The sequence below is a fragment of the Paracoccus chinensis genome (genome assembly GCF_900102885.1).
Taxonomy (GTDB): Bacteria; Pseudomonadota; Alphaproteobacteria; order Rhodobacterales; family Rhodobacteraceae; genus Paracoccus; species Paracoccus chinensis.
Genome location: NZ_FNGE01000006.1, coordinates 87027 through 110680 on the forward strand (window position 1 = coordinate 87027; position 23654 = coordinate 110680).

Sequence of the window (23654 nt, forward strand, 5' to 3'; positions counted from 1 at the left end):
AGGCCCCGCGCGCCGAGGCGGCAACCGGGCCGGGAAGCCTCAGCCCGCCAGCAGCGCCAGGGCCTGGGCGTGAAGCTCGGGCGTGGCGGCGGCGATCACGCGCCCGCCCGCATGGGCCGGGCCGCCGGCCCAGTCGGTGACGATGCCGCCCGCGGCCTCGACCACGGCAATGGGCGCCACGACGTCATAGGGCTGCAGGCCCGCCTCGATCACCAGGTCCACCTGCCCCAGCGCCAGCAGCGCATAGGCATAGCAGTCGAAGCCATAGCGCGTGAGGCGCACCGCATCCGCCACGCGGCGGAAGGCAGCGGTGTCGTCGGCGCCGCCGACCTCGGGGTAGGTCGTCATCAGCGTGGCCTGCGCCAGCGCGACGCCCCGGCGCACGGAGAGTTCGCGGTTTCCCTGCGGGGCCGTCACGCCGGCGACTCCGGGGCCGCCCTCGAACCGTTCGCCGGTCCAGGGCTGGTCGATCAAGCCGTAAACCGCCCCTTGCGCGTCCGTCACCCCGATCAGCACGCCCCAGGTCGGCGCCCCGCACAGATAGGCGCGGGTGCCGTCGATGGGGTCCAGCACCCAGGTCAGGCCGGTGGTGCCGGGCGTGGGCCCGTATTCCTCGCCGAGAATGGCGTCATGGGGTCGCCGCTCGGCCAGGATCGTGCGCATGGCGCGTTCGCAAGCGCGGTCGGCCTCGGTTACAGGATCGAAGCCGGTCGCTGCCTTGTTGTCGGGCGCAAGCAGGGGGCTGCGGAAATGCCTCAGCGTCTCGATCCGCGCAGCATCGGCCAGGGCGGCGGCGGTTTCCCGGATAGCGGCAAGATCCGCATCCGCGATCCGTGCAGGGGAAAGGGTCGGCATCGGCACACTCGGCTTGGGCCGCATCGGTGCGGCGTCAAGCCAGCCTTAGCCGGGCGCGCGCGCCAAGGCCAGCGCGCGCGCCCGTTGCCGTCAGGCGGCTTCGGAAAGGACCCGGGCCAGTTCGAAGATCTGGCGGCGCTGCGGCTCGGGCATCGCGTAATAGGCGCGCACCAGTTGCAGTGCCTCCTTGTCGCCCAGCAGATCCACCTCGGCGTCATGCGCTTGGTCGCCCAGACCTTCGAAGAAGAACGAAACAGGGACGTCCAGTGCGGCGGCGATGTCCCACAGCCGCGAAGCAGAAACGCGGTTCATCCCCGTTTCATACTTCTGGATCTGCTGGAACTTGATGCCGACAGCATCGGCCAGCTGCTGCTGAGTCATTCCGACAGTCCAGCGCCGGTGCCGAATCCTCTGTCCGACGTGTACATCGACAACATGCTTCATCGTTAACCTCACACAATCTATCCTTGCACTAGCGCAGGCAAACGCAATCAGCGAGGATTATCAGCAGGAAAATGGCCGATTATGTCCAAAAAGATAGGTCCGGAGCGGGCGTTTAACCCTAATTGTCGCGGGGACCCGCAAGAGGTGGAAAGCATGAGCCGAATCATCGAGATCGCCGAGTCGGGGGCACTGCCCCGGATGGGTCGAAAGGGGCTACGCGACCCCGGTCCCGGAGAGGTGGCCGTGCGCCTTCACGCCGCGGCGCTGAACTTCGCCGACCTGCTGATGGCCGAGGGACGCTATCAGGACACGCCCCCCACGCCCTTCGTCGCGGGGCTTGAAGGTGCGGGCGAGATCATCGCCGCGGGGTCGGACGTGGACCTGCCCGTGGGCGCCCGGGTCGCGGTCGCGGCGCAGGGAACGCTGGCCGATCACGGGGTCTTTTCGGCCAAGGACTGCATTCCGATTCCCGACAGCATGTCCTGGCGCGACGCGGCCGGCTTCCAGGTCGCCTATGGCACCAGCCACCTGGCGCTGACCGGCCCTGCCCGGCTGCGGGCGGGCGAAACCCTGGCGGTGCTGGGCGCAGGCGGCGGCGTGGGCCTGACGGCGGTCGAGATCGGCGCCGTTCTGGGCGCGCGCGTGATCGCGGTCGCCCGGGGTGCGGACAAGCTGGCTGCCGCGCGCGAGGCCGGCGCCGCCGAGACGATCGACAGCGCCGAATGCGAGGACCTGCGCGCCGCGCTGCGCGCCCTGGGCGGCGTGGACGTGGTCTATGACGCGGTCGGCGACGCGCCGGGGCTGGCGGCTTTCGGGGCGCTTCGGACAGGCGGGCGGCACCTGGTGATCGGCTTTGCGGGCGGGCGCCCCCCGGCGCTGCCGCTGAACCATGCGCTGGTCAAGAACATCTCGATCCTCGGCTTCTACTGGGGCGGCTACCGCAAGCTGGACCGGGCGGCGATGCAGGACAGCCTGCGGGCGCTGTTCGCGCTGCACGCGGCGGGCCGGCTTCGGCCCACCGCCGGCGCGGTCCTGCCGCTGGAACAGGCGCCCGAGGGGTATGAACTGCTGCGCAGCCGCAAGGCCGTGGGAAAGGTGATCCTGACCATGACCCCCGAGGCCGCCGCCGGATAAGGCGGGCCCCGTTCAAGAACATGTCAAGGTCTTGGAAATTCGGTCCGAAAGCCCTGCCGGCGGTTGATAAAAAGGGGCAGAGTTCCGATATTCCCCACACGAGGACCGGCCCCTGCCGGACCGTCCAAGAGGGAACACTGATGGTCGACTACAACACGATCCGCCGCCCGGCCACGACGGCCAACCGTGCTGCGGTCTATGACGAGGGCCTGCGGGCCTACATGAACAAGGTCTACGGCCTGATGACCGTGGGCATGCTGGTCACGGCCGTCGTGGCCTGGAGCTTTGCGCAGATGGCCGGTGGCCCGGGCGCCTGGACCGAGTTCGGGCGCGTGATCTACACGACGCCGGTGCGCTGGGTCATCATGCTGCTGCCGCTGGTGATGGTCTTCGCCTTCGGCGCGGCGCTGAACCGGCTGTCGACCCAGGGCGCGACCCTGCTGTTTTACGCCTTCGCCGCGGCGATGGGCGCCTCCGTCAGCTCGATCTTCCTGCGCTACACCGGCAGCTCGATCGCCATGACCTTCGTGGCAACCGCCGCGGGCTTCGCGGGCCTGTCGCTTTACGGCTACACGACCAAGCGCGACCTGAGCGCGATGGGCCGCTTCCTGATGATCGGCCTGATCGGCCTGATCGTGGCGATGCTGGTCAACCTGTTCGTGGGCTCCAGCGCGGTGAACTTCGCCATCTCGGTGATCGGCGTGCTGATCTTCGCCGGCCTGACTGCCTATGACACCCAGAACATCAAGAACACCTACCTGGAGTTGGCGAACTCGGACGCCGACTTCCTGGGCAAGTCGGCGATCATGGGTGCGCTGACGCTGTACCTGGATTTCCTGAACCTGTTCACCTTCCTGCTGAGCTTCATGGGCCAGCAGGAGTGATCCCTGCCTGATCGACGGAAAAGGGCCGGCCCAGCGCCGGCCCTTTTTCATGGGAGGGACGCCAGCCCGGCCTCAGAAGACCGTCTCGAAACGCTCGGGGATGCGGTGAAGCTCCTTGCGAAGCCAGCCCTTGCGCTTCCAGAAGCCCTGCTCGTCCTGGCTTGCCGAGGACAGCCATTTCGCCCGATCCTTCCTGAAGCGGATCCTCTTCATCGGCTCGGACGCCTTGATCGCATAACGCTCGAACTCGTTGGTGCGCTGCCAGCTCGGTCCCCCCAGGCCCTCGATGACCTTGCCGGTTCCGGGGTCCGTGACCATCGCCCTGCGGTTGGCCGAGCGTTCCTGGTAGACCCCCCTGTCGAACAGCCGCAGGTGAAACAGAACGAGATCCTCCGAAAGGAAGACCTCGGACTTGTCCGAGTAATGCCCGCCCTTGCTCCAGTTGATCGGCTCGGACGTGATGCAAGGCTTGGAATAAGGCGCGCTCGAGCAGACGAAGCTGCGCTGCGACAGGATCGGCCGCGATAGGTCGATGGGCGGCAGGTCCAGTTCCGCGGGTTCGACCACGTCGACACCGTAGGGAGAGATCACCGCCTCGGTCCTGTTCAGGACATGCTCGACCGGGTCGCTTCCGTTCTTCGGGTCCAGCGCGATGATCTCGTCCACGTCCGTGTAGATCACCCGCTCGAACATGAAGGTCAGGCTGGAGGCCAGCCTAGACAGCATCCGCCAGCGGTCCGCCTCGAGATCCACATGCACCGGAGGGCGCGCGATGCGGATCGTGTTGCAGCCCCTCGCCATCTCCTCGTAGTGGTCGTGGTTGGCGTGGGTCAGGACATAAAGGTTGCTGCGCGGAAGGAAGCGCTCCCAGTAGGCCAGCCAGATTTTCAGGTAGATGTCATCGTCATAGACCATCGTCAGAATGGCGATCGGCTTCATGACGCACTCGCGGTCGGAAGCTCGGCAGCGAACGGGCTGTAGTCCTGGGAAAAGGTCACATTCGGGAAGGCCTGCTTCAGGGACGCTTCGTAGATCGACCGGTTTTTGAAGTAGGAATTGGCGTAAAGATGCACCCGCCGCCCCATCATCGCGGCGGCGATCGAGACATGCAGACGGTTCGTGTGGATCGTCTCGAAACGGGCGATGGCCTCCAGGAAGGCCGCCATCGGAGTGCTTTCTGTCCCCTCGGCTGAGATGTCCCGGTTGTCCGGAGGGAGCGCCATTCCTTCGACCTTCTCGACGTCGCGCCGGAAGAAGAAGCCGGTGCCGGAACCTTCTCCCTGACACGCGATCCGCCCGAGGCTCAGCGCCATGTCGTGGCAGAACACGGACCTGGGCGCGAATTCGATGGAACCACTTTCGTCGCGGCGGAACAGGATGTCGGACTTGCGGAAACCCAGCTTGCGGCGCGGGACCGCGAAGGTATGGGGCAGCACCAGGATCCGCTCGGACCGCTCGACCAGGGCGGGAATGCGGCGGTGCATGTGGTACTTGTTCAGGAAGGCCCCGCCCCCGCTGTAGACCATCCGCACCTTCGCGCCGGAACACGCCTGCCGCAGTTCCTCGACCGACAACGACACGGCGCTTGCCACGGGAATGCTGACATGGCGGAAGCCGTTCTGCCGGAAGAACCGCTCGGTCGCATAGCGGATCAGCCCGTCGCCCCAGTTTCCCCTATTGACGACGAAGACGAAGGTTTCGTCCTCGGCGAAGTTCCGCAGTGTTTCTTCCAGCCTGATGAACTCGATGGCCCCGGCAAGACCGGAGGGCTGAAAGCGCTCGGCATCCGTCACCCGGTTCCTCCGCGGTTCGGTGACAGCCACCAAGGCAGGGCCGTCCCTGTCGCACCTCGGATGACGCTAGCACCTTGACAGGCTTTTTCAACCTTGCAGCGGCGGCGTGCTGGCGACCCCGGGAGGGCTCGAACCCCCAACCTTGGACTTAGAAGGTCCCTGCTCTATCCAGTTGAGCTACGGGGCCGCGCAGCCCCGTGATTGCGGCAAAGCGGGCAGCGACGCAAGGCGGAAGCTAGAGCGGTCGGCTCATGAAGACGCTGTTCGGGTCGGGGCCATAGCCCTCGAAGGGGCCGCATTCCGCGAGACCCGCCCCGGCATAAAGCGCGCGGGCGGCGCGGAAGCTGTCCTGCGCCCCTGTTTCCAGCGACAGGCGCGTCATGCCGCTGTCGCGCGCCTGTGCCACCAGGGCTTCAAGCATCAGGCGCGACAGGCCCTGCCCCCGGCGTTCGGCCAGGACATGCATCGACTTGATCTCGCCGTGATCCGCGGACAGCCGCTTCAGGGCGCCCATGCCGACCGGCTCGCCCGCCTCGCGCATCACAAGGAAAGTGATGCAGGGCGAGACGAGATCCTCGCGCGGCAGCATGTGGATCGACTCGGGCGGCGTATCGGCATGCATCGCCTGCACATGCCGCGCAAACAGCAGGTCGAGGTCCGGCGACAGCGGGCTTTCGGCCGCGATCGCGACCGTCCCTTGGTCCCTCAATGCGTCCACGGCAGGCGGCGGTCGGTGGCGAAGTTCTCGCCATAGCCGCGCGGACGGATGTTGGGCGCGCGGGGCTTCGGCTCGGTCACGATGTAGTCCAGCCCCTTGGCCTTCGCATAGGCCTCGGCCTCGGCGCGGGTGTCGAAGCGCAGGCGCACCTGGGCCTGGGTGTCATCCGAGGTGGTCCATCCCATCAACGGGTCGAGCGACGGATGGTCCTCGCGGGCGAACTCGAGCACCCAGCCCTTGCTGCGGGCGACGCCGGACTGCATGGCATTGCGGGACGGCTGGTAGATGCGGACGCGCATGGGTTCCCCTTCGGCGGCTTGACGCGGGCTGGCCTCTTTTGGCGCAGGTCGCGGCCGCGATCAAGCCGCCCAAGGGGAACGGCGCGGTGGTCCGGGGCGTTGACCCGACGCAAGGACAGACAGGAGAATCCTCGATGACCCGTTCCCGCGCAGAAACCCGCGCCCTGCCTCATCCTCAAGCCCTTGGCGTGCTGATGCTGGGCGCGGCACTGGCCCTGATTCCCTTTGCAGGCCATGCGCAGACGGCGCAGCCCGCCGATGCCGCAGCCGGGCAGGCCGCGCCGATCGAGAACGCCTCGCCCGCCGCGACCACCACCGGGCAATCCGCCGGAGGGGCGACGACAACCGACACCGGTGGAAACGACACCTCGGGCCAGGCAGGGGGCGCCTCCGGCCAGGCGGCTTCGGGATCGGCGGCTCAGGGAGCAGCGGGCTACGGCACGGGCCAGCTTCGGCAGGCAGGCGGGGTCCTGCGCAACGCCGAGGGCGGCGACATGGGCACCGTCCTTGTCACGGAAACCGAGTCGGGCGTGATGCATTTCGTCCTCGACATGGCCGAAGGCGCCTTGCCTGCGGGTGCCCAGCGCGCGATTCACATTCACGAGAACGGCGTCTGCGAAGGGCCGACCTTCGAAAGCGCCGGCGGCCATCTTCCGGGCGACAAGGAACATGGCGTGCATTCGGCGAATGGCCCGCATCCCGGCGACCTGCCCAACATCACCATGGGCGCCGCGGGCGCGCTGCATACCGAGTATTTCCTGCCGGGCGTGCTGATGGACCAGATCATGGACGACAACGGCTCGGCCGTGATCATCCATGCCGAGGTGGACGACTACACCTCCCCGCCTTCGGGGAATGCGGGCGACCGCATCGCCTGCGCGGTGCTTGAACTGGAAAACTGACGCCTGCACCGGGACCACGCGGGGGCCGCCTTCCGGGGCGGCCCTCTGCCTTGAAGCGGACAGGCCCTCGCCCCATGTTCCGTGATCGCCCCTACCCCCAGGATCGTCATGGCCCACAACAACACGAACGCCCCGATGCCCATGCTGCTGCAGCCCCAGCGCCGGGCGAAGCTGGAAGGCGGCAAGCGCTTCGTAATGCAAAGCGAGTTTTCCCCCGCGGGCGACCAGCCCACTGCCATTGCCGAACTGGCCCAGGGCGTGCTGAACGGCGAACGGGACCAGGTGCTGCTGGGCGCGACGGGCACCGGCAAGACCTACACCATGGCCAAGGTGATCGAGGAAACGCAGCGCCCGGCGATCATCCTCGCCCCGAACAAGACGCTGGCCGCGCAGCTTTACGGCGAGTTCAAGGGCTTCTTTCCCGACAACGCGGTGGAATATTTCGTCAGCTACTACGACTACTACCAGCCCGAGGCCTACGTCCCCCGCAGCGACACCTATATCGAGAAGGAATCGCAGATCAACGAGGCCATCGACCGGATGCGCCACTCGGCGACCCGGGCGCTCTTGGAACGCGACGACGTCATTATCGTGGCCTCGGTCAGCTGCATCTACGGCATCGGCTCGGTCGAGACCTACTCGGCCATGACGCAGGACATGATCGTGGGCCAGTCCTACGACCAGCGCGGCTTCATCAATGAACTGGTGGCGCAGCAATACAAGCGGCTGGACACGGCCTTCCAGCGCGGTGCCTTCCGGGTGCGCGGCGACGTGGTCGAGGTCTGGCCCGCCCACCTTGAGGACCGCGCCTGGCGCTTTTCTTTCTTCGGGAACGAGCTTGAGGCCATCGTCGAGTTCGACCCCCTGACCGGCGCGCGCGAGGGCGATTACAAGCAGATCCGCATCTACGCCAACAGCCACTACGTCACCCCGCGCCCGACGTTGCAGCAGGCAACCAAGGGGATACGACAGGAACTTGACGCACGGCTGAAACAACTGAACGACGAGGGCAAGCTGCTGGAAGCCCAGCGACTTGAGCAACGCACGAACTTCGACCTCGAGATGCTCGAGGCGACCGGCGTCTGCAACGGCATCGAGAACTACTCGCGCTACCTGACCGGCCGCGCGCCGGGCGAGCCGCCGCCGACCCTGTTCGAGTTCATCCCCGACAATGCCATCGTCTTCGCCGACGAAAGCCATGTCAGCGTGCCGCAGATCGGCGGGATGTATCGCGGCGACTTCCGGCGCAAGTTCACGCTGGCCGAGTTCGGCTTCCGCCTGCCCTCCTGCATGGACAACCGTCCGCTGAAGTTTGAGGAATGGGACGCGATGCGCCCACAGTCGGTCTTCGTCTCGGCCACGCCGGGCCAGTGGGAACTGGACCAGTCCGGCGGCGTCTTCACCGAGCAGGTGATCCGCCCGACCGGTCTTCTGGACCCGGTGATCGAGATCCGGCCTGTCGAAACACAGGTGGATGACCTGCTGGACGAGGTGCGCCATGTCTCGAAACAGGGCTATCGCACGCTGGTCACCACCCTGACCAAGCGCATGGCCGAGGACCTGACCGAATACCTGCACGAACAGGGCATCCGCGTCCGCTACATGCATTCCGACATCGACACGATCGAGCGGATCGAGATCCTGCGCGACCTACGGCTGGGCGCTTATGATGTTCTGGTGGGCATCAACTTGCTTCGCGAAGGGCTTGATATTCCTGAATGCGGCCTTGTCGCGATCCTCGACGCGGACAAGGAGGGCTTCCTGCGGTCCGAGACCTCGCTGATCCAGACGATCGGCCGCGCGGCCCGGAACGTCGATGGCCGCGTCATCATGTATGCCGACCGCATCACCGGCAGCATGGAACGCGCCATGCGCGAAACGGAACGCCGCCGTGCCAAGCAGCAGGCCTATAACGAGGCGCATGGCATCACCCCCCAGACCGTCCGCAAGAACGTGGACGACGTGCTGGCTGGGCTGTGGCAGGGCGACACCGACCAGTCGCGGATCACGACCAAGGTGGACAAGCCCTTGGTCGGATCGAACCTGCAGGCGCATCTGGACGCGTTGCGCACGCAGATGCGCAAGGCTGCCGAGAATCTCGAGTTCGAGGAAGCCGCCCGCCTGCGCGACGAGGTCAAGCGGCTGGAGGCAGTCGAACTGGTCGTGTCCGACGACCCGCTGGCCCGCCAGACCGCCGTCGAGGAAGCGGCCGAGGCCGCCGTCCGCGCCCAAGGCCGCTCGACTGCGGGCCGAGCAGGTCAGCGGGGCGGCAACAAGCGCAGCAAGCGGCGGGGCTGACCCGCCCCTGCGACTACGGCTAACGGATGGTCGCCGCGCCCTCGATGCCGGCCTGCGCCATGATCTCGTCGGCAAGCGCGGTGATCTCGTCCCGTCCCGGGCCGGCGGGGCCCTCGGCAACTGCACCGCCGCGCCCTAGGCTTTCGGCGTAGGACACGCGATGGGCCAGCTGCGCCCGTGCCACGTCCACACCCAGCGCGGCCGCCCCGGCGGCGACTTCGGCGCCCAGGCGCGTGTTCGGGCGCGTCCGGTTCAGGACGATCATCACGGGGCGCTTCTCGCGCGCGGCAAGGTCCAGCACACCCTCGGTCGCCCACAGGTCCACCTGGCTCGAGGCGACAGGGACCAGCACCAGGTCGGCCACGCGCAGCGCGGGGCGCAGGTCGCTTTCGATCTTGGGCGGCGTGTCGATCAGCACCACGTCGAAGCGCCGCTTGAGCTTTTCGCCCTCGTAGCTCGCACCCCAGGCAGATGAGGTCGAGAACTCGAGCCCTCCGTCCTCGCCCACCCCCTGCAGCCGCTCCATGAACCAGCGTCCGAGGCTGCCCTGCGGGTCGGTGTCCAGCACCGCGACAGTGAATCCCTTTCGCCGCAGGGCAATGGCAAGGTTCGCGGTCAGCGTCGTCTTGCCCGAGCCGCCCTTCTGCTGCGCCACGGTGATGATGCGTCCCGCCATGCCGTCCCCGCTGCAAGCTCCCTCATCCTTGGGTCGCATGCACCCGGCCTCAGGGCAAGCCCAAGGGGCAATCCTCATGGCGCGGCTTGCATCCCCGCCGCCGTGGTGGTCTTCGTGCCCCGCCAGACACAGCCTTGGGACCCGGCCCGCATGATCCCCGTATTCGACGGACACAACGACTTCCTGCAACGTGCGGTGGCCGCAGGCCATGAGGCCGGCCAGCTCTGGACCGAAGGGGACGGCACCGGCCACATGGACCTGCCCCGGCTGCGGGCGGGCGGCATGGTCGGCGGCTTCTTCGCCATGTGGGTGCCGGACGCCGAAACCGGCGACGTGGCCGAACTGCTGCGCCAGAAGGAGAACCCGCCCTTCGACCTGCCCCTTCCGCCCAAGGTCGCCTGCGACCAGGCCCTGCCCCTGGCCTTCGCGCAGGCCTCGGCACTGTTTGCCCTGGAACGGACCGGAACGCTGTCGGTCTGCCGCAGCGCCGCCGAGATCCGCGCGGCGATGGACGCAGGCCGCATCGCCGCCATCCTGCACATGGAGGGGGCCGAGCCGCTGGCCGATCTGGATGCGCTGCACCTGTGGCACGCGATGGGCCTGCGCTCGATGGGCTTCGTCTGGTCACGGCCGACGGCTTACGGCCACGGCGTACCCTTCGCCTTCCCGTCCTCCCCGGACCGGGGCGAGGGGCTGACCGACCGGGGCAAGGCGCTGGTCCGCGAATGCAACGCACTGCGAATCATCATCGACCTGTCGCACCTGAACGAGAAAGGCTGCGACGACGTGGCCCGGCTGACCGACGCGCCGCTGGTCGCCACCCATTCGGGCGCCCATGCGATCTGCGAAAGTTCCCGCAACCTGACCGACCGGCAGTTGCGCCGGATCGCCGACACGGGCGGCGTGGTCGGCCTGAACTTCAACACAGGCTTCCTGGCCCCCGATGGGCGGCGTGAACAGTTCCGCGGCTTCGACATCCTTCTGCGCCATCTCGACCACATGCTGGCAATCCTGGGCGAGGACGGCGTGGCGCTGGGTTCGGACTTCGACGGAGCCGTCATGCCCGCCGACCTGTCCGACGCCGCCGCCCTGCCCCGGCTGACCGACGCCATGCTGGCCCATGGCTATGGCCGTGAACTGGTCGAGAAGATCGCCTGGAGAAACTGGCTGTCGCTGGTGGAACGCAGCTGGGGCGGGTGACTGGTGCCGGTTGAGGGATTTGAACCCCCGACCCCCTGATTACAAATCAGACGCTCTACCACTGAGCTAAACCGGCCTGCGCTTCCAGATACGCGCACGCCCACGATGGCGCAAGCGCGGCACCACACTGCCGCGCATCCCTTGCAAGTTTTTCTGCCCCCCTTCCTCGCAACCCCTTGACCCTGTGTGCACACAAGGCGACGGGACAGGTCGGCAGCAAAGATGAGGTCTGGCCCATGCAGGTCGCCATCCATTTCGGCACCCACGGCACCGAGCCCGAGCGGATGATCCGCACGCTGATGGAAAACCGCGACTGGCTGCTGGCCAACGGGGTCGAGGTCGTGCCTCCCGGCCGGTACAAGGGCGTGCTGGACGAGGCGCTGAGTTCGCTCAAGGGTGGCGAGGCCCCGCCCGAGATGGAGGACGTCATCTACGACGCCCTGCTCGAGGCCGACAACGTCCAGCGGATGGTGCTGTCGCAGGCCTCGCTGATCGGGGCGCCGGTGCGCTGCCTGTCCGACAGCGGCCTCTTCCCGCAGGCGGGCGCGCGGATGCGGGCGGTGGCCGCGCTGTTCCCCTCGGCCGAGGTCGAGGTCTCGCTGGCGATCCAGAACCCGGCGCTGCAGATCCCGCATCTCGTCTCGCGGATGCCCGACCCCTCGTTTGAGCGCGTGCTGGGCAACTGCGACCCGCGCCAGTTGCGCTGGGGTCCCGCCATGCAGCGCATCGTCGAGGCAATGCAGGGCCGCCGGGTCATCGTCTGGTGCTACGAGGACACGCCGCTGATCTGGCCCGAGGCGGTGCGCCGCATCGCCCGGATGCCTGCCGACGTGCCCCTGAAATCGGGCCTCGCCGTTCTGGGCGACCTGCTGCCGCCCGAGGGCATGGCCGAACTGAAGGAGGCGCTGACCAAGTCGGGCCGCCTGACGGTCGACGCCCGCCGGGCGATCTTCGCCGAGATGTTGGGACGCCACGCCAAGCCCGAAGCGGTGCGCCAAGAGATCACCGCGCCCGGCTGGACACAGGACCTGGTGGACGAGATCACCGACGCCTACGAGGAGGACGTCGCCCTGATCGCCGCGCTGCCGGGGGTCGAGTTCCTCAGCCCCTGATCGGTGCCTTCAAGCCACCGTTCTGCCCCTGCGCCTGCAAAGAGCCAGTTTTCTTCTTTGCCCAAGTATCCTCCGGGGTGCGGGGGTGGAAAACCCCCGGCTCCGGCATGTCGGCAGAGCACTCCGGCAGATACCCGGGCGCCTCGGCCCTCAGGTCATCCCGAGGGCGCTCTTGTACATCTCCAGGATCGCTTCTTCCTCGGCGACGTCGTCCTTGTCGCGCTTGCGCAGCGCCACGATCTTGCGCATCACCTTGGTGTCATAGCCGCGCGCCTTGGCCTCGGCCATCAGCTCCTTCTGGCGCTCGGCCACGTCCTTCTTCTCGGCGTCGAGCTGTTCATACTGTTCGATGAACTGGCGCAGCTCTCCGGCTGCGATGCCATAGGCCTGATCGTCGCTCATGTCGCTGTCCTTCGCCGGCGGGAATGAGGCGCTGCAATAGGCCGTCTTGCCCGGACGCGCAATCGCCGCTAGGGCGGCAGGGCTTGAGGACTGACGGAGGCGCCATGACCATCCACGACATCCTGATCTGGGGCGGCGCGGCTCTGACGGCGCTGGGGCTGGCAGGCATCGTCTGGTGCATCACGGCCGTCGGGCGGGCCAAGCGCCAGCGGCAGGACGACGCCGCCATGCGCGCCACCATGCAGCGCGTGGTGGCGGTGAACATGGGCGCGCTCGCGGCCTCGATGCTGGGGCTGATGGCGGTCGTCCTCGGCATCATGCTGCGCTGAGGCGGCCATGCGGGTCCTGATCCAGCGCGTGTCGCAGGCCGAAGTCACGGTCGAGGGCCGCTCGACAGGCCGCATCGGCACAGGGCTTCTGGTGCTGGTCTGCGCAATGGGGGGCGACGACCGGGCCACCGCCGAGCGGCTGGCGGGCCGGGTCGCGCGGCTGCGGATCTTTCGCGACGACCAGGGCCGGATGAACCGCTCGGTGCAGGACATCGGCGGCGCGGCGCTGGTCGTCAGCCAGTTCACCTTGGCCGCCGACACCCGCACCGGAAATCGCCCCGGCTTTTCCACCGCCGCCCCGCCCGACGAGGGTGAGCGGCTCTATCTCGCCTTTGCCGAGGCGCTGCGCGCCCAGGGGCTGCCGGTCGAGACGGGCGAGTTCGGGGCCGACATGAAGGTTTCGCTGGTCAACGACGGGCCGGTGACGATCTGGATGGACTCGGCCGACCGGAGCTGAGGTCTAGCTCCCGATCAGCCGCCGGGCCACCGCCTCTAGCGACACCGGCTTCCCGCGCTCGGGCGCCACCTTCTCGGCAAGCTCGGCAGCCGTCCGCAGGTCATAGGCATTGGCCGAGCTTTCGCCTTCCAGCGCCTCCCAGGACAGCGGCATGGCGACCGGAGCCCCTGCCCCTGCGCGGACGGAAAATGGAGAGACCGCAGTGGCTTGCTCCTCGTTCCTCAACCAATCCACGAAGATCTTTCCGCTGCGCTTGGCCTTGGACATAGTGGCGACGTAGCGCTCGGGCTCTTCGACCGCGACCAGATGGGCGAAGGTGCGGGCGAACAGCTTGACCGTCTCCCGGCTCGCCGTTCGACGCAGGTCGGCCACGACATGAATGCCCTTGCCCCCCGTGACCATCGGCCAGGTCGGCAGGCCCAGCGCCGCCAGCCGGTCGCGGAACTGGAAGGCCGCCGCCTTGACCGCGTCGAAGCCCAGCCCTTCGTCGGGATCAAGATCGAAGACCAGCCGGTCGGGCCGGTCAGTGCGGTCGCGCCGCGTACCCCGGATGTGGTACTCCACCACCCCCATCTGCGCGCCCGCGACCAGCCCGGCGGCGGTCGAGACGTAGATCGCGGGCTCCTCCTCGCCATCGATCTGCGTCTGGCGCATCTCGGCCGGAAAGCCCTTGCCCGCGTGTTTCTGAAAGAAACGCTCGCCCCCCATGCCCTCGGGCAGCCGCACCAGCGCCAGCGGACGGTCAGCGCAGTGGGGCAGCATCAGGGGCGCGATGCGCTCGTAATAGGCGGCGAGGTCGCCCTTGGTCACGCGCGCCTCGGGGAAGACCACGCGGTCGGCGCTGGTGACGGTCACGCCCGCGATCTTGAGGCTGCGGCCCGTGGGTTTCTCGACGCGGACGACGGGGGCGGGTGGAGTCGGCGGCATCTTGTCCTCGCGCAGTCCCAGAAAGCTCGCATGGCGCAGGATGTCATCGCGCGTCATTTCCGCATAGCGGACTTCCGCCACTAGCCGGGGCTCGATCCAGGTTGCACCGCGGGATTCCACCTTCGGGACCCGCGTAGCGGCTGTCCTGCGGACCAACGGGCGCATGAGCGCGGCAAGCTCCGCCTGCGTTTCCGCCGAGAACCCGGTGCCGACGCGCCCGCGATAGCGCAGGGCGCCGTCCGGCCCGTCAGGACTGGCCAGCAGCAGCGAGGCGAAAGGACGTCCCGCGCTTTCTGACGGCGTCCAGCCGATCACGGTCATGGCCGTACGGTGTTCGCATTTCGTCTTGCGCCAGCTGTCGCCCCGCCCCGGCACATAAGGCGCGCGGGCGAGCTTGCTGACGATCCCCTCGCCCCCCGCCGCGCAGATTGCCGCCAAGGCCGCCGCGCCATCGCCGGGCACTGCCTCGCTCAGTTGCACCAGTCCCAAGGGTGGAACATCGGCCAGCAGGCGCTCCAGTGAGGCGCGGCGTTCGACCAGGGGCTGGTCGCGCAGGTCGCGGCCTTCAAGTTCCAGCAGGTCGAAGGCCACGAAGCCGAAGGGCCCGCCGGCCGTGATCGCCGCCTGCAGCGCGGAAAAGCCAAAGGCGCCCGCGCCCGCCACGATCTCGCCGTCGATCAGCGCGGAGCGCGGCGGCAGTTCGGCCAGCGCCGGGATCAGCGAGGCGAAGCGGCTCGTCCAGTCCAGTCCGTTGCGGGTGCGGATGACCGGCCCTCCTTCCCCCAGATGAACCAGCCCGCGATAGCCGTCGATCTTGATCTCGTGCAGCCAGTCCTCGCCCGAGGGCGGTGCCTCGACCAGCCGCGCAAGCATGGGCTCGACCTGTTCGGGCAAGGGCAGCAGCTCGGCGGGGCCGAAGGGATTTGCAGGGGCATCGGCCGCGATCTCGGCGAAGCTGCGGTTGGTCGAGACGCTGGTCCAGTAGCGCACCACCGGGTCGGGGCGATGAGCGGCCGCGTCCTCGGCCTTGACGAGCAGCCAGTTCTCGCGTCGCTCGGACGCCTTGCCCTTGATCCGCACCAGATCCCAGGTGCCCGTCAGTCGCCGCCCGTAAAGCTGGAAGCGCAGGTGCCCCTTGGAAAGCCCGCGCTCCACGTCCTCGAGGGGCCGCCAGTGGCCCAGGTCCCACAGCATCACCGTGCCCGCGCCATACTGGCCGCCGGGGATCACGCCCTCGAAGGTGACATAGGGGATGGGGTGATCCTCGGTCCTGACCGCCAGCCGCTTTTCCGCAGGGTCCAGGGAGGGGCCGCGCGTGACGGCCCAGCTCAGCAGCACGCCATCCCATTCCAGCCGCAGGTCCCAGTGCAGCCGCGTGGCATCGTGGTTCTGCATCGAATAGCGCAGCGCGCCTCCCGAGGGCGTGCCGGCGTCAAAGGGCTCGGGCGTCGCCCTAGGGTCGCGCTTGGCGCGATAGTCGTCCAGCCGCGCCAATCAGCTTGCCTTGCGGGTTGGACGCTTGGCTGGGGCCTTGGCGGGCGCGTCCTCGGACTTGGACTTGGCGCGAGAAGTAGGCTTGCCCTCCTTCTCGGGCGCGCTCCCGCCCGAGGCCTTCAGGCTTTCCCGCAGCGCCTGCATCAGGTCCACCACATTGTCCGAGGACGGCTTGTCGCTTCCGGCCGTCACGCGCGGCGCGCGGCCCTTGCGCTTGTCCTCGATCAGTTGCCGCAATGCGCGGTCGAAGTTGTCATGGAAGGCCGCGGCGTCGAAGGGCGCGGTCTTCTTCTCGATCAGGGCTGTCGCCACGGTCAGCAGGTCCGAGTCCGCCTCCTGGTCCTCGATGGTGTTGAACAGGGGCTCGGCGTCCTTGATCTCGTCGGCATAGAACAGCGTTTCCATCAGCAGCCCGTCGCCGCAGGGGCGCACGGCGCAGAGGTGTTCGCGCCCGTGCAGGGTCAGCTGGCCCAATCCCGTCTTCTGCGACTTGCGCAGCGCGTCGCGGACCACGCGATAGGCATCCTCGGCCAGTTCGTCCGCAGGCACGATGTAATAAGGCTGGTCGTAGTAGAGCGGCGAGATCTCGTTGGTGCCGACGAACTGCACGAGTTCGAAGGTCTTCTTCGTCTCGAGCTTGATCGCGTCGATCTCCTCGGGCTGGATCAGCAGGTATTCGTTGTCGCCCAGCGCATAGCCCTTGAGGATCTCGTCCGAGGAGACCTTGCCGATGCCGGGCACGACCTTTTCATAGTTCACCGGCTTGCCCGAGGGGCCATGGATCTGGCGGAAGCTGATGCGCCGGCCCGACTTGGTCGCGGCATGGATCTCGACCGGGATCGACACCAGCGACAGCCGAAGCTGGCCCTTCCAGATCGCGCGCGATGCCATGTGCCGGTCCCCCCTGTCCGTTCCCGGGGGAAACGCCGCGTCCTGTCCGGCGGTTTCCTGTGCCCCCGCAGGCGCTTAGGGGGCGAGCGATTCTTCCGCCTTGTCGGCCAGCGACTCGGCGCGCGCCGCCAGTTCCGCCATCGCCTCGGCGACCCGCGGCGGGATCACCGGCACCTCGACCCGCGGCGGGTTGGCCTTGAGCCGGCCCAGTTCGCGTTCGGCCGAGGCCAGGCGGTCCTCCAGTGTCGAGGTGCGGTCAGCCAGCATCAGCCCGGCCAGCAGCAGCAGCCGCGGCTCCGGCATCCGCCCGGCCTGCTCCAGGATCGTGCGCGCCTCGGTGTCCAGCATGGCGGCGGCGCGCTTGAGCAGCCGCTCCTCGCCTTCCTGGGCGGACAGTTCATACTGCTTGTGGCCGACGGTGAACTCGACGACGGGCATCAGCGGTGTTCCTTTTCGCTGTCAGCGGCCTCGGGACGGGTGGAACCGGCACGGGGCGGCTGGTCCTCTGCGCCGAGATCCAGAACGGGCTCATCTTCGGGCAGCGGGTCCTCGTCCCGAACGACGCTCAGCTCGCGGATCGGCTCCGAAGAGCTGTCCTCGGGCAGTCCGGCCTCGTCTCCGCCATTCGGCCGGGGGTGGGCCTGCAGCTCGCCTCCGTCAGTCCGGTCAGCAGGCTCGGCAGCCTGCACCCAGGTCCGGGTGGAATGGCTGCGCGGGGTCGTCGTGACCCCCAGCATCCGGTCCAGCGCGTCGAGGATCTCGCCCATCTGGGCGACCTCTGCCTCGCGCGCGGCCCGCAGCGCCTCGACCTCGGCCTGAAGCGCGGCCCGCGCCGCAGCCTCGCCGCGCTCGGCCCAGCCCTCGGGGCTGGCCGACGCCTCGATCAGCGCGCGGTTGGCCTGCGCCAGCTCATCATTCGCCGCCGCAAGTCGCGCCGCCTGCCCGCCCGCCGCCGCGAGCCGTTCATGCGCTTCGGCCAGCCGCGCCTGCATCGCCTCGAGTGTCGCGACCTGCCGGTCGTGCAGCGCGGCGATCTGCGGTGAAAGCCCCGGGTCCGCCCCCTGCACCGGCGCAGTTGCGGCAGGTCTTGGCGCGGGCATCCGGGCCTGCATCGTGGCCATGCGGTGGGCCGCGCCCTCGACCACGGCGTCCAGACGGTCCAGGGCGGCGATCAGCCGTCGCTCGGCGGCGGAAAGGTCTTTCATCGACGGGCCTCACTCTGCTCGGCCCTTTGTGGCAAAGCCGGGCGGGCAAGACAAGGCAGCCGCGGTTCCGCAGGGCGCTTGCCGCCGCGCGGCGCGGTTCTTATAACGCGGCCGATGGTTTTTGCGGCGCGGATATCCCGAATTAGCGGCCCGGTGGCGTGAGGTTTCGCGCCGCCGGGATGACGCCTGCCCGACCGCTTCGCCCGAAGGATTCCGCCCCATGAGCGCCGATCAGACCCCCGACTACCGCGACACCGTCTTCCTGCCCGAGACCGACTTTCCCATGCGCGCGGGACTTCCGCAGCGCGAGCCCGAGTGGCTGGCCCGCTGGGAACGCCTTGGCGTCTATGACCGCCTGCGCAGCGAAGGACAGGGCCGCAAGCCCTTTGTGCTGCACGACGGACCTCCCTACGCCAACGGGCACCTGCATATCGGGCACGCGCTGAACAAGGTGCTCAAGGACTTCATCGTCCGCAGCCAGCAGATGATGGGGCGCGACTCGCGCTATGTCCCCGGCTGGGACTGCCATGGCCTGCCGATCGAATGGAAGATCGAGGAGGAATACCGCAAGCAGGGCCGCGACAAGGACGCGGTGGACATCGTCGAGTTTCGCCAGGAATGCCGCCGCTTTGCCGAAGGCTGGGTGGATATCCAGCGCGAGGAGTTCAAGCGCCTCGGCATCACCGGCAAGTGGGACGACCCCTACCTGACCATGGACTACCACGCCGAGGCGGTCATCGCGGGCGAGTTCATGAAGCTCTTGATGAACGGCTCGCTCTACCAAGGGTCCAAGCCCGTGATGTGGTCGCCGGTGGAACAGACCGCGCTGGCCGAGGCCGAGGTCGAATATCACGACCACACCAGCCATCAGGTCTGGGTGGCCTTCCCCGTCGCCTCGCAGCGTGACTTCGCGGCACTGGACGGCTGCATGAGGACGGACCTGCTGGGCGCCTCGGTGGTGATCTGGACGACGACGCCCTGGACCATCCCGCAGAACCGCGCCGTCGCCTTCGGGCCCGACATCGCCTACGGGCTGTATCAGGTCACGGGCGACAAGGCGGGCACCTACCTGCTGGCCGACAGGCTCGCGCCCGAGGTCTTTGCGGCGGCAAAGCTGGAGGCCGACGCCTGGCAGCGCCTGCGCGACGTTTCGTCCGAGGAACTGGCGTCGCTGGTGCTCGCCCACCCCTATCGCGGGATCGAGGGCGGCGCGGGCGAGTGGGACTATGACGTCCCCCTGCTGCCGGGCGATCACGTGACCGAGGACGCGGGCACCGGCTTCGTCCACACCGCGCCCAGCCATGGCGAGGACGACTATCAGATGGGCCTGAAATATGGCCTGCCCATGACCTACAACGTCCTGCCCGACGGCAGCTATCGCGCCGACCTACCGGTCTTTGGCGGTCAGGCGATCCTGACGCCGGACGGCAAGGAAGGCCCCGCCAACGTCGGCAACATCAAGGCGCTGGCCGGACAGGGCGCACTGCTGGCCAAGGGCAAGCTGAAGCACTCCTATCCGCATTCGTGGCGGTCCAAGGCCCCGCTGATCTACCGCAACACGCCGCAGTGGTTCGCGGCGATCGACAAGCCGCTGGCCGATGGCATGGGCGAGCATGGCGACACGATCCGCGCCCGCGCGCTGACCTCGATCGACCAGCTGGTGCAGTGGACGCCCCAGACCGGGCGCAACCGCATCTTCTCGATGGTCGAGAACCGCCCGGACTGGGTGCTGTCGCGCCAGCGCGCCTGGGGCGTGCCGCTGACCTGCTTTACCAAGCGGGGCGCCAACCCGGACGATGCGGACTTCCTGCTACGGAACGAGACAGTCAATGCCCGCATCCTCGAATCTTTCGAGAAGGATGGCGCAGATGCCTGGTATCGTTCCGGTTTCAAGGAGCAGGTGCTGTCGGGCATTGTGAACCCGGACGACTATGATCAGGTAACAGACGTGCTGGACGTGTGGTTCGACTCGGGCTCGACCCACGCCTTCGTGCTGCGTGACCGCGCGGACGGCGTGCCCGACGGCATCGCTGATCTGTATCTGGAAGGCACAGACCAGCATCGCGGCTGGTTCCAGTCCTCGCTGCTGCAGGCCTGTGCCACGAAGGGGCGCGCGCCCTATCGCGGGGTTCTGACCCACGGCTTCACGCTCGACGAGAAGGGCATGAAGATGTCCAAGTCGCTGGGCAACACCGTCGCCCCGCAGGAGGTGATCGAGCAATACGGCGCCGACATCCTGCGCCTGTGGGTGGCGCAGTCAGACTATACCGCCGACCTGCGGATCGGGAAGGAAATCCTGAAGGGGACCGCCGACGCCTATCGCCGGCTGCGCAACACCATGCGCTTCATGCTGGGCGCACTGGCGGGCTTTTCGGAAGCCGAGCGGGTAGAGGCGGCCCAGATGCCCGAACTGGAACGCTGGGTCCTGCACCGTCTGGCCGAACTCGATGTCCGCGTGCGCGAGGGCTACACGGCCTATGACTTTCAGGGCGTGTTCCAGGCGCTGTTCAACTTCGCCACGGTGGACCTGTCGGCCTTCTGGTTCGACATCCGCAAGGACGCGCTTTACTGCGACGCGCCCGACAGCCCGCGCCGGCGCGCGGTCCGCACGGTCATGGACGCGCTGTTCCACCGCCTGACGCTGTGGCTGGCCCCCATGCTGTCCTTCACGACCGAGGACATCTGGCTCTCGCGCTTCCCGTCCGAAGGTGACAGCGTCCACCTGCACGACTTCCCCGAGACGCCCGCCGCCTGGCGCGACGAGGCGCTGGCTGCCAAATGGGAGGCCATCCGCCGCGCCCGCCGCGTTGTGACGGCTGCGCTGGAAGTGAAGCGCGCCGACAAGACCATCGGCGCGAGCCTCGAGGCCGCGCCCGTGGTCCATGTCGAGGATGCCGCGCTGCTCAAGTCCCTGCGCTCCGTCGATTTTATGGATGTCTGCATCACCAGCGCGATCGTCCTGACCGCAGACCCAGCCCCGGCCGAGGCCTTCCGCCTGCCCGAGGTTCCCGGCATCGGCGTGGTCTTCGAGGAAGCCGAAGGCGAGAAATGCCAGCGCTGTTGGAAGATCCTGCCCGACGTCGGCCACCACGACCACGCCGCCACCTGCGCGCGCTGCGATGAGGTGCTGGATGGCGTGGAGGATAAGGTCGAGGTTCCGGCCGCAGGCTAGGCCGGTTCAGAACGGCGTATCGGCGCCCCGCTTTTCGCAGCGGCGCCGATACTCTGCCTGCCAATGGGCATAGCGCCCCATCACAGCCTGCTGGCTCATCAGCATGGCGATGAAGGCCCGCTTGTGCCGGGCCTTCTTCAGCTTCCTGAACAGCGATTTCTGGTCGCGCGTCATCGAGCAGCCGATGCAGTGCCCCTCGCGCTGGAACTTGCAGACACCGATGCAGGGCGACGGAACCTTGCCCATCGGGGCCGCCTCAGGCCCGCAGCCCCGCAAAGGTCATGGGGTCGAGGCTGACCTGCGCAAAGGTGGGGCCTTCGGTCAACAGGCTGACGGCGTCATGGGAATGCAGCGATTCCTGATGGCTCGCGATCACGCGGAAGTCGCCGACGCGGGGTTCAAGCTCAAGCTCATGGGCGAAGGCGCGGACAGCATCCTCGACGAAGATCGGGTTCGCGGCGTTCAGTTCGGCAAAGGCCTGCTCATCCTCGCGCTTGACCATCACCTGCGTCTCGGTTGCAACGGCGCGGCGGCAGAGCGCCACCATGTCCTCGAACCACAGCTTCTCCTCGCCCTCCATCACCGCCGAGATGCGGGCGATGGAACGTTGCGAATGCGGCGTCGCCAGCTGGCTGCGTGATTCGCGGGCGTGTTCCGACAGTTCCAGCGAGCAGGGGCAGGTCGAGGAATAGACATAGTCGAAATGCATGACCTTCAGGCGCTGTCCGCCCTGATCAATCAGCTCCATCGCGATGTCGTAATACTGCCAGCCGCTGAGGCCCGAGCGCAGCGACTCGACCCGCATGGGATAGGACAGCCGCATCTGCAGCCGGGCGTCGAAGGACTCGAGGTGGTCCTTGTAGTCGCTGACCGCGGCTGCCAGCACGCCCAGCGAGAACTGCTTCTCGGCATGGGCGTAGAAGGACCGCATGATGCGGCTCATGTTGATGCCCTTGCGGTCGGCGTCGAGGCTCACGCTGCCGGTCACGCTGGTTTCCAGCACGATCTCGCCCCCATCCTTGCGGCGATAGCGGATCGGCAGGCGGAAGTTGGAAATGCCGACGTGCTGGATGACCTTGCGGGCACCCACGATCAGGCTGGCGGGGCCGTTCTGCAGGTCGGGCAGGCTTGCGCGGTACTGTTCGTCCACCTTGAAGTCGGTCGGATACGTCCGGCTGAGGGCGGGATAAACGGGAACGAACGGCTTGTTGCGGGTCATGGGCGCGTCCAGGGCAAGGGTTGGCCCGAATATGGGGAACCGGCCCCGAAAGGCCAGAGGCTCAGGCCAAGACCCCCAGAAGATCGGCGATCAGGTCGTCCTCGTGCTCAAGCCCCACGGACAGGCGGATCAGGCCCGGCCCGATGCCCAGCGTGGCGCGGTCGGATTCGCTCAGCCGCTGGTGAGTGGTCGTCGCCGGATGGGTGGCGATGGACTTGGCATCGCCCAGGTTGTTCGAGATCGACACCAGTTCCAGCCGGTTCAGCATGGCGAAGGCGGCGTCCTGCGAGCCGAGGTCAAAGGCCACCATCGTGCCGCCCGACCCCATCTGCCGCATCGCCAGATCGTGCTGCGGATGCGAGGGTAGGCCCGGATAGATCACCGGCAGCCCTGCGCCTTCCAGCGCCCGCGCCACCGACAGCGCGCTGTCGGCCATGGCCCGCACGCGCAGGTCCATGGTGGTCAGGCCGTTCAGCATGATCCAGGCGTTGAAGGGGCTGATCGCCCCGCCCGTGTGCTTGAGGTAAGGCTCGGCCACGTTCCGCACGAAGTCGCGGGTGCCGCAGATGACGCCACCAAGCGCACGGCCGCCGCCATCGACATGCTTGGTCGTGGAATAGACGACGACATCCGCGCCCTGCTCGACCGCGCGGGAAAAGACCGGGGTCGCAAAGACGTTGTCCGCCACGACCAGCGCGCCCGCCGCATGGGCGATCCCGGCGATGCCCGCGATGTCCATGACCTCGAGCGTCGGGTTCGAGACCGTCTCGAAGAAGCATGCCTTGGTGCCGGGCGTCACGGCCGCGCGCCACTGGTCCAGGTTGGTGCCATCCACAAGCACCACGTCCACGCCGAACTTCTTCAGGAACTCCAGCACGTAAAGACAGGAACCGAACAACTGGCGCGAAGCGACGACGCGGTCGCCCGGCGCGACCATGCTGGTCAGCGCGCCATTGACGGCGGCCATGCCGGATGCGGTGGCGAATGCGTCCTCGGTCCCTTCCAGCGAGGCCATGCGGTCCTCGAACATCCGGCTGGTGGGGTTGCCGTAGCGGGCATAGATGAACTCGTCCGAGCCCACCTTCTGGAACCGCGCCTCGGCCTGCTCGGCGGTGTCATAGGCGAAGCCCTGCGTCAGGAACAGGGCCTCGGCCATCTCGCCATACTGGCTGCGGCGGATGCCGTGATGGACGGAACGGGTGCGGGGGTGAAGCTTGCGATCGGCCATGCGGGGCCGATACTC

24 protein-coding genes and 2 tRNA genes are annotated in these 23654 nt (G+C 67.8%); 9 read left to right on the top strand and 17 right to left on the bottom strand.

All coding sequences use genetic code 11. The annotated features are described in order from the left end of the window. Window positions 1-39: 39 nt before the first annotated feature. Both BLQ03_RS07980 and BLQ03_RS07985 read right to left on the bottom strand, forming a co-directional pair. Complete coding sequence (locus BLQ03_RS07980) at window positions 40-855, bottom strand: inositol monophosphatase family protein (RefSeq protein ID WP_090754629.1); 816 nt, start codon at window positions 853-855, stop codon at window positions 40-42. 90 nt (window positions 856-945) lie between these two features. Continuing rightward, a complete protein-coding gene (locus BLQ03_RS07985; RefSeq protein WP_090754631.1) occupies window positions 946-1299 on the bottom strand; it encodes a helix-turn-helix domain-containing protein in 354 nt (117 codons plus the stop codon). A 153-nt stretch (window positions 1300-1452) separates the two neighbouring features. On the opposite strand from BLQ03_RS07985, the gene BLQ03_RS07990 reads away from it, so the two are divergent. Both BLQ03_RS07990 and BLQ03_RS07995 read left to right on the top strand, forming a co-directional pair. After that, window positions 1453-2433 (top strand): NADPH:quinone oxidoreductase family protein, encoded by a 981-nt coding sequence (locus BLQ03_RS07990; RefSeq protein ID WP_090754633.1) that lies wholly within the window; start codon window positions 1453-1455, stop codon window positions 2431-2433. Window positions 2434-2573: 140 nt separating this feature from the next. Then, window positions 2574-3317, top strand: a complete 744-nt coding sequence (locus tag BLQ03_RS07995; RefSeq protein WP_090754635.1) for a Bax inhibitor-1/YccA family protein — start codon at window positions 2574-2576, stop codon at window positions 3315-3317. A 72-nt stretch (window positions 3318-3389) separates the two neighbouring features. Here BLQ03_RS07995 and BLQ03_RS08000 read toward each other — a convergent pair whose 3' ends face one another. From BLQ03_RS08000 to BLQ03_RS08020, 5 genes are all read right to left on the bottom strand, one after another. Then, on the bottom strand, window positions 3390-4256 hold the full coding sequence (locus BLQ03_RS08000) for a hypothetical protein (RefSeq protein ID WP_090754638.1): 867 nt from the start codon (window positions 4254-4256) through the stop codon (window positions 3390-3392). Then, the gene (locus tag BLQ03_RS08005) at window positions 4253-5110 is read right to left on the bottom strand and encodes a polysaccharide pyruvyl transferase family protein (RefSeq protein WP_175558793.1); all 858 of its coding nucleotides are present in this window, start codon (window positions 5108-5110) and stop codon (window positions 4253-4255) included. The genes BLQ03_RS08000 and BLQ03_RS08005 overlap by 4 nt, the downstream gene beginning before the upstream one ends. A gap of 110 nt (window positions 5111-5220) precedes the next feature. After that, window positions 5221-5297 (bottom strand) — tRNA-Arg (locus BLQ03_RS08010). A gap of 48 nt (window positions 5298-5345) precedes the next feature. Continuing rightward, a complete protein-coding gene (locus BLQ03_RS08015; protein ID WP_425415724.1) occupies window positions 5346-5819 on the bottom strand; it encodes a GNAT family N-acetyltransferase in 474 nt (157 codons plus the stop codon). Continuing rightward, window positions 5816-6127 carry an ETC complex I subunit gene (locus BLQ03_RS08020; RefSeq protein WP_090754642.1) on the bottom strand — a complete coding sequence of 104 codons (312 nt, stop codon included), beginning with the start codon at window positions 6125-6127 and terminating at the stop codon, window positions 5816-5818. The genes BLQ03_RS08015 and BLQ03_RS08020 overlap by 4 nt, the downstream gene beginning before the upstream one ends. Window positions 6128-6261: 134 nt before the next feature. On the opposite strand from BLQ03_RS08020, the gene BLQ03_RS18260 reads away from it, so the two are divergent. Both BLQ03_RS18260 and uvrB read left to right on the top strand, forming a co-directional pair. Beyond that, entirely contained in the window at window positions 6262-7029 is a 768-nt protein-coding gene (locus tag BLQ03_RS18260) for a superoxide dismutase family protein (RefSeq protein WP_090754644.1), read from the top strand. Window positions 7030-7137: 108 nt separating this feature from the next. Next, window positions 7138-9327 carry an excinuclease ABC subunit UvrB gene (uvrB, locus tag BLQ03_RS08030; protein ID WP_090754646.1) on the top strand — a complete coding sequence of 730 codons (2190 nt, stop codon included), beginning with the start codon at window positions 7138-7140 and terminating at the stop codon, window positions 9325-9327. Between the two features lie 19 nt (window positions 9328-9346). Here the strand turns inward: uvrB and parA are convergent, their stop codons facing one another. After that, window positions 9347-10003 (bottom strand): ParA family partition ATPase, encoded by a 657-nt coding sequence (parA, locus tag BLQ03_RS08035; protein ID WP_090754648.1) that lies wholly within the window; start codon window positions 10001-10003, stop codon window positions 9347-9349. Window positions 10004-10153: 150 nt separating this feature from the next. On the opposite strand from parA, the gene BLQ03_RS08040 reads away from it, so the two are divergent. Beyond that, on the top strand, window positions 10154-11203 hold the full coding sequence (locus BLQ03_RS08040; protein ID WP_090754651.1) for a dipeptidase: 1050 nt from the start codon (window positions 10154-10156) through the stop codon (window positions 11201-11203). A gap of 1 nt (window position 11204) precedes the next feature. Here BLQ03_RS08040 and BLQ03_RS08045 read toward each other — a convergent pair. Then, window positions 11205-11279 (bottom strand) — tRNA-Thr (locus tag BLQ03_RS08045). 160 nt (window positions 11280-11439) lie between these two features. Between BLQ03_RS08045 and BLQ03_RS08050 the strand changes: the two genes are divergently transcribed. After that, window positions 11440-12315 (top strand): hypothetical protein, encoded by an 876-nt coding sequence (locus BLQ03_RS08050; RefSeq protein WP_090754654.1) that lies wholly within the window; start codon window positions 11440-11442, stop codon window positions 12313-12315. Window positions 12316-12465: 150 nt separating this feature from the next. Here BLQ03_RS08050 and BLQ03_RS08055 read toward each other — a convergent pair whose 3' ends face one another. Then, entirely contained in the window at window positions 12466-12717 is a 252-nt protein-coding gene (locus BLQ03_RS08055) for a DUF2312 domain-containing protein (protein ID WP_090754657.1), read from the bottom strand. Between the two features lie 104 nt (window positions 12718-12821). Here BLQ03_RS08055 and BLQ03_RS08060 point away from each other — a divergent pair, with 104 nt between their 5' ends. Both BLQ03_RS08060 and dtd read left to right on the top strand, forming a co-directional pair. Beyond that, window positions 12822-13046 (top strand): hypothetical protein, encoded by a 225-nt coding sequence (locus BLQ03_RS08060; protein ID WP_175558794.1) that lies wholly within the window; start codon window positions 12822-12824, stop codon window positions 13044-13046. A gap of 7 nt (window positions 13047-13053) precedes the next feature. Then, window positions 13054-13503, top strand: coding sequence for a D-aminoacyl-tRNA deacylase (gene dtd, locus BLQ03_RS08065; RefSeq protein WP_090754659.1), 450 nt, complete (start codon window positions 13054-13056; stop codon window positions 13501-13503). Between the two features lie 3 nt (window positions 13504-13506). On the opposite strand, the gene ligD is transcribed toward dtd, so the two are convergent. The 4 genes from ligD to BLQ03_RS18265 all read right to left on the bottom strand — a co-directional run bounded on the left by ligD (window position 13507) and on the right by BLQ03_RS18265 (window position 18020). Then, window positions 13507-15924 carry a DNA ligase D gene (gene ligD / locus BLQ03_RS08070; protein WP_090754662.1) on the bottom strand — a complete coding sequence of 806 codons (2418 nt, stop codon included), beginning with the start codon at window positions 15922-15924 and terminating at the stop codon, window positions 13507-13509. Continuing rightward, entirely contained in the window at window positions 15925-16815 is an 891-nt protein-coding gene (gene ku / locus BLQ03_RS08075) for a non-homologous end joining protein Ku (RefSeq protein ID WP_090754664.1), read from the bottom strand. Window positions 16816-16890: 75 nt separating this feature from the next. Beyond that, the gene (gene zapA, locus BLQ03_RS08080) at window positions 16891-17253 is read right to left on the bottom strand and encodes a cell division protein ZapA (protein ID WP_090754667.1); all 363 of its coding nucleotides are present in this window, start codon (window positions 17251-17253) and stop codon (window positions 16891-16893) included. After that, complete coding sequence (locus tag BLQ03_RS18265; RefSeq protein ID WP_175558795.1) at window positions 17253-18020, bottom strand: hypothetical protein; 768 nt, start codon at window positions 18018-18020, stop codon at window positions 17253-17255. Before BLQ03_RS18265 ends, zapA begins: the two co-directional genes overlap by 1 nt. Before the next feature lie 220 nt (window positions 18021-18240). Between BLQ03_RS18265 and ileS the strand changes: the two genes are divergently transcribed. Then, window positions 18241-21192, top strand: coding sequence for an isoleucine--tRNA ligase (gene ileS, locus BLQ03_RS08090; RefSeq protein ID WP_090754668.1), 2952 nt, complete (start codon window positions 18241-18243; stop codon window positions 21190-21192). 6 nt (window positions 21193-21198) lie between these two features. On the opposite strand, the gene BLQ03_RS08095 is transcribed toward ileS, so the two are convergent. The 3 genes from BLQ03_RS08095 to BLQ03_RS08105 all read right to left on the bottom strand — a co-directional run bounded on the left by BLQ03_RS08095 (window position 21199) and on the right by BLQ03_RS08105 (window position 23639). After that, on the bottom strand, window positions 21199-21438 hold the full coding sequence (locus tag BLQ03_RS08095) for a DUF1289 domain-containing protein (RefSeq protein WP_090754670.1): 240 nt from the start codon (window positions 21436-21438) through the stop codon (window positions 21199-21201). Window positions 21439-21448: 10 nt separating this feature from the next. After that, window positions 21449-22411, bottom strand: a complete 963-nt coding sequence (folE2, locus tag BLQ03_RS08100; RefSeq protein WP_090754672.1) for a GTP cyclohydrolase FolE2 — start codon at window positions 22409-22411, stop codon at window positions 21449-21451. 61 nt (window positions 22412-22472) lie between these two features. Further along, window positions 22473-23639 (bottom strand): aminotransferase class V-fold PLP-dependent enzyme, encoded by a 1167-nt coding sequence (locus tag BLQ03_RS08105; RefSeq protein ID WP_090754674.1) that lies wholly within the window; start codon window positions 23637-23639, stop codon window positions 22473-22475. Between the last annotated feature and the right edge of the window lie 15 nt (window positions 23640-23654).